At 40.2% G+C, this 2,574-nt stretch carries 3 protein-coding genes; 1 reads left to right on the top strand and 2 read right to left on the bottom strand.

Annotation, left to right across the window (positions count from 1 at the left end):
• On the bottom strand, positions 1–95 hold a 95-nt coding region (locus ABZC96_RS09595; protein ID WP_373030753.1), incomplete at its 3' end, for a hypothetical protein.
• A 45-nt stretch (positions 96–140) separates the two neighbouring features.
• Complete coding sequence (uvrB, locus tag ABZC96_RS09590) at positions 141–2,114, bottom strand: excinuclease ABC subunit UvrB (RefSeq protein WP_373030751.1); 1,974 nt, start codon at positions 2,112–2,114, stop codon at positions 141–143.
• A 95-nt stretch (positions 2,115–2,209) separates the two neighbouring features.
• Between uvrB and ABZC96_RS09585 the strand changes: the two genes are divergently transcribed.
• Positions 2,210–2,428, top strand: a complete 219-nt coding sequence (locus ABZC96_RS09585; RefSeq protein ID WP_373030749.1) for a hypothetical protein — start codon at positions 2,210–2,212, stop codon at positions 2,426–2,428.
• Positions 2,429–2,574: the final 146 nt, after the last annotated feature.

The following is a 2,574-nucleotide window of genomic DNA, read 5'->3' as shown; positions in this document are numbered from 1 at the left end:
TCATCGAGTGCTTGTGCTAAAACACGTGAGTTAAACTGCAGCCATGAGAGTTCACGGTTAAAATAGAGTTGTGAAGAAGAGAGATCTAAAGCCATGAAATTTACCTATAATATAATATTTACGCGTATTATAGCAAAAACCTACAATTTTTTGATTTTTGCTATCTGATCACGCAGTCTGGCAGCCTCTTCAAAGTCTAAATTTTTAGCTGCAGCAAGCATCTTTGCCTTCAGTTCTTTGACCATTTGCTGACGTTCTGCTTTTGGCATTTTGTCAAGTTTACTTTGCTTATTGTAGAGCTCACCTGCATCCTCAACTTTTAGATCTGTGTCAAGGACTCTGAGTGTGGTTTTAGGTGTAATGCCATGTTCTTTATTGTAGGCTATTTGTTTTTCTCTTCGGGCTTTTGTGGTATCGATGGTGAACTGCATAGAATCTGTGATCTTTTTAGCATACATAAGCACATGCCCATTGGCATTTCTTGCAGCTCTTCCTGACGTTTGTATGAGTGAGGTTCGTGAACGTAAAAAACCTTCTTTGTCTGCGTCAAGAATAGCCACGAGACTGACTTCGGGGAGGTCAAGTCCTTCTCTAAGCAGGTTAATACCTACTAAGATGTCAAACTCACCTAAACGTAAGGAACGTATGGTTTGGTTACGTTCTATGGCATCCATGTCTGAGTGCATGTGACGGGCTTTAAGTCCAAGGTCATTGTAGTACGTTGTCAACTCTTCTGCCATTTTTTTTGTCAACACTGTGACAAGTACACGTTCACCATGCGCTATGACAGGTTTCATCCTGTCGTACAGGTTCTCCACCTGGTATGTACTGTCAATCACTTCTATCTCCGGGTCAAGCAGTCCAGTAGGTCGTACAACTTGTTGGGCTACTGTAGAGGAAAGTTCAAGTTCAAGAGGGGCAGGAGTAGCTGAAACAAAGAGAAAGTGAGGGGCTTTATGTATGTACTCATCAAACATCAATGGCCGGTTATCCAGTGCAGATGGGAGTCTAAAACCGTGGTCAACTAGTACTTCTTTACGGCTTCTGTCTCCTGCATACATTCCTCTAAACTGTGGTAAAGAGACATGAGATTCATCAACGATGACGAGGTAATCATCATGCATAGCTTCAAAATAGTCCATCATTGTGTAGGGAGTCTCTCCGGCTTTTTTCCCTGTAAGATGGCGAGAGTAATTTTCGATGCCTTTACACATCCCCGTACCTTCTATCATTTCCAAATCAAACTCTGTACGCTGTTTGAGACGGTTATACTCTATCATGCGGTCTTCTTTTTGGTAGTAGGCAAGTCTTTCAGCCAATTCTTCTTCTATGCTTTTGACTGCAAGAGCAAGTTTTTCTTTAGAGACGATGAACTGATTGGCTGAGTAGATGGTAACTTCTTTGACACCATCTTCTTTCTCTCCTGTGAGTGAGTTAAACTCGTAGATTGCCTCTATCTCATCACCAAAAAACTCTATACGTATGGCAAACTCTTCAGAGTAAGCAGGATAAATGTCTATGACCTCACCGGTCACACGAAAATCACCCCTGTCAAAAAACTCATCATTACGTTTGTATCCCATATCTACCAGTCTTAACAATAGGGCTTTTTGATTGTACTCATCTCCTACACAAAGTTTCTGTACGATGGAGCGGTAATCATCAGGAGAACCTAAACCATAGTTGGCAGATACAGAAGCGATGACGATGACATCATCATGAGAAAGCAAGTTTGCCGTCGTACTTAAACGCAAACGTTCCAACTCCTGATTGATGGAAGAGTCTTTTTCTATAAAAAGATCTTGTCGGGGCAAATAGGCTTCAGGCTGATAATAATCATAGTAAGAGATGAAGTATTCGACATGGTTGTTTGGAAAAAAACTTTTAAACTCAGAGTAGAGTTGTGCCGCCAACGTTTTATTGTGCGTCATGATAAGAGTAGGTTTTTTGGTTTTTTCTATCACTTTAGCCATAGTATAGGTTTTCCCTGAACCCGTTACACCCAGTAGGGTTTGGTATTGGTTCCCTGCTTCTATGGAGCGACTAAGTGTTTCGATAGCGGTGGGTTGGTCACCGGCAGGCTGGTATGGGCTTGATACCGTGAAATTTGGCAAAATAAACCTTTATTTTTATGTTGTTTTCTTTAAAATTTTGCTATTATAACACAAAGAAAAATATGTTCAATAGAATAATATAAAGGGAATATGAAATGTCAGCATTACAAAAATTACAAGAGAAGATCGCACAGTGGAAAGCAGACCACGAAGCCCTTAAAAGCGAAAATGCACAGCTAAGAGCTGAGCTTTCAAATGCTTCAGGATCTCAAAGTCAACAAGAAGCACAAATAGCAACGCTTAAACGTGAACTTGAAGAGAAAGATGTGGAGATAGAAAAGATCATTGCACAGGTTGAATCACTTTTAGCATAATAAGCATAGTAAAGGTATATCATGAAAAACGTTGGACTTACAGTTTCAGGAAATCGTTATGAGATAAAACTCGAAGATGCTTTTGCAGACTTTGTAAACAAAGACCTCCAAGATGCAGGAGTAAATTTACATCAAGATAACAAACC

Source organism: Sulfurovum sp., assembly GCF_041551015.1.
In the GTDB taxonomy this organism is placed as follows: Bacteria; Campylobacterota; Campylobacteria; order Campylobacterales; family Sulfurovaceae; genus Sulfurovum.
Note: the sequence above shows the minus strand (reverse complement) of the source record. Positions and strands in the feature narration are given on the sequence as shown.

Excerpts from the sequence above, each read along its gene's own strand:
- ABZC96_RS09585 (WP_373030749.1), top strand. The coding sequence starts at position 2,210 with ATGTCAGCATTACAAAAATTACAAGAGAAGATCGCACAGTGGAAAGCA.